At 46.3% G+C, this 1,667-nt stretch carries 2 protein-coding genes; both read right to left on the bottom strand.

The features are described from left to right. Window positions 1-107: 107 nt before the first annotated feature. Complete coding sequence (gene dsbA, locus AC1DUO_RS24760; RefSeq protein WP_013577659.1) at window positions 108-731, bottom strand: thiol:disulfide interchange protein DsbA; 624 nt, start codon at window positions 729-731, stop codon at window positions 108-110. 45 nt (window positions 732-776) lie between these two features. Beyond that, window positions 777-1,667: serine/threonine protein kinase (locus AC1DUO_RS24755; RefSeq protein WP_477989284.1), on the bottom strand; the 891-nt coding region annotated here is incomplete at its 5' end.

Genomic DNA, 1,667 nt, shown 5'->3' with positions numbered 1-1,667 from the left:
CATTCCGGGCATAAATTATTTATATTTCATAGGGTACTCATTTTGGTTGTTATTTTTTTCAGAAAATATAACGCCAGCCCGAAAGCTGGCGCCGAGATCAGGAATTCTTATTTTTTGGTCGCTAAGAAATTGATCACATCAGAATATTGTTTGACATACATATCCATTGAGCTGGTATCAAGTCCGTCATTTTTAACCATGTATTTCCCATTCACAAATACAGAAGGGACGCCTTGCAGACCCAAATCAGCAGCGGCTTTTTCCTGCTGAACAACCAGTGATTTCACGACGAAGCTGTTAAGTGCGGCATCATAATCTTCGCCCTTAACACCCGCCTGAATAAAGACTTTACGGATATCATCAGCATTTTGTACCGACTGCTGTTTCTGCACAGCATCAAACATCAGCGGGCTGACTTTTTCTTCAACACCCAGAGCAATAGCCACAGCCCATGCCTGAGTTAGTTGCTTACCTAACGGCCCCAGGAACTCAACGTGGTATTTAGTGTATTTCACATCTTTTGGCAGGTTCTTACGGATGCTGTCAGAGACATGCCAGACTTGTTCAAACTGGTAGCAGTGCGGGCAATAAAATGAGAAAAACTCGAGTACCTGTGGCTCATTAGCTACGGTTTTATCTAAAGTAACGTATTGCGCGCCATCAGAAAATTGCGCTGCAGATACACTGAAGGCCATAACCATACCAACCAGTGCCAGGAATATCTTTTTCATATAAAGCCTATCTCCATTTAATTAAACTTGAACGTTAATCGTGACTCAATACATTGGCATCAGCCGTAAAGGAGGTGCCTGTAATTTCTTAATTTGCTCAGTGAAAGCCGCTATCTGACCACGCCAAAAATCTTCGTCCTGCATCCAGGGGAAGCTCTTAGGAAATGCAGGATCGTCCCAGCGACGGGCGACCCAGGCCAGATAATAAACCATGCGCATAGCACGCAGCGGCTCCATCAAAGACAGTTCACTGGTATCTAAATCAGCAAACTCTCCATAAGCTTCCAGCAAGATATCTAACTGAAGCCTTTGCTCACTTTGGTCGCCATGTAACAACATCCAGAGATCCTGGATTGCCGGACCATTACGGGCATCATCCATATCCACAAACAGCGGGCCATCTCGCCAGAGAATATTCCCCGGATGGCAATCCCCATGTAAGCGCAAAGGCTGCCAGTCGGTATGCCAGAATTCCCGGGTCGTCGTGATCAGTTTATCTGTCGCAGTTAAAAAAGGCTCTCGCAGGCTTTTGGGGATCAGAGGACACTGCGCCAGGACATCACGTGTTCGGGAAAGGTATTCATCGAGGCCAATTGTCGGGCGTGCGGTGAAGAGACTTTCACTGCCAACCTGATGGATACGCCCGAGGAATCGCCCCACCCATTCCAGCTGATCGAGATTATCTATTTCATACTGACGGCCACCGACGCTTGGAAACACGGTGAACATATAACCCTGGTAGTGATGAAGTGTATCTTTATTAATAGAAAGAGGGGCAACAGCAGGGATTTCAGCATCAGCCATATCACGAGAAAACTGGTGCTCTTCGTGGATTTGTTCTTCACTCCAGCGCTCCGGCCGGTAGAACTTCACTACATAACGTTTTCTGTCTTCTCCCAGAAACTGGTAGACACGATTCTCATAGCTGTTTAAGGC

This window comes from Rahnella sp. P4_A8, assembly GCF_056402435.1.
Note: the sequence above shows the minus strand (reverse complement) of the source record. Positions and strands in the feature narration are given on the sequence as shown.

Coding starts and splice junctions, on each gene's coding strand:
- dsbA (WP_013577659.1), bottom strand. CDS start 731: ATGAAAAAGATATTCCTGGCACTGGTTGGTATGGTTATGGCCTTCAGT.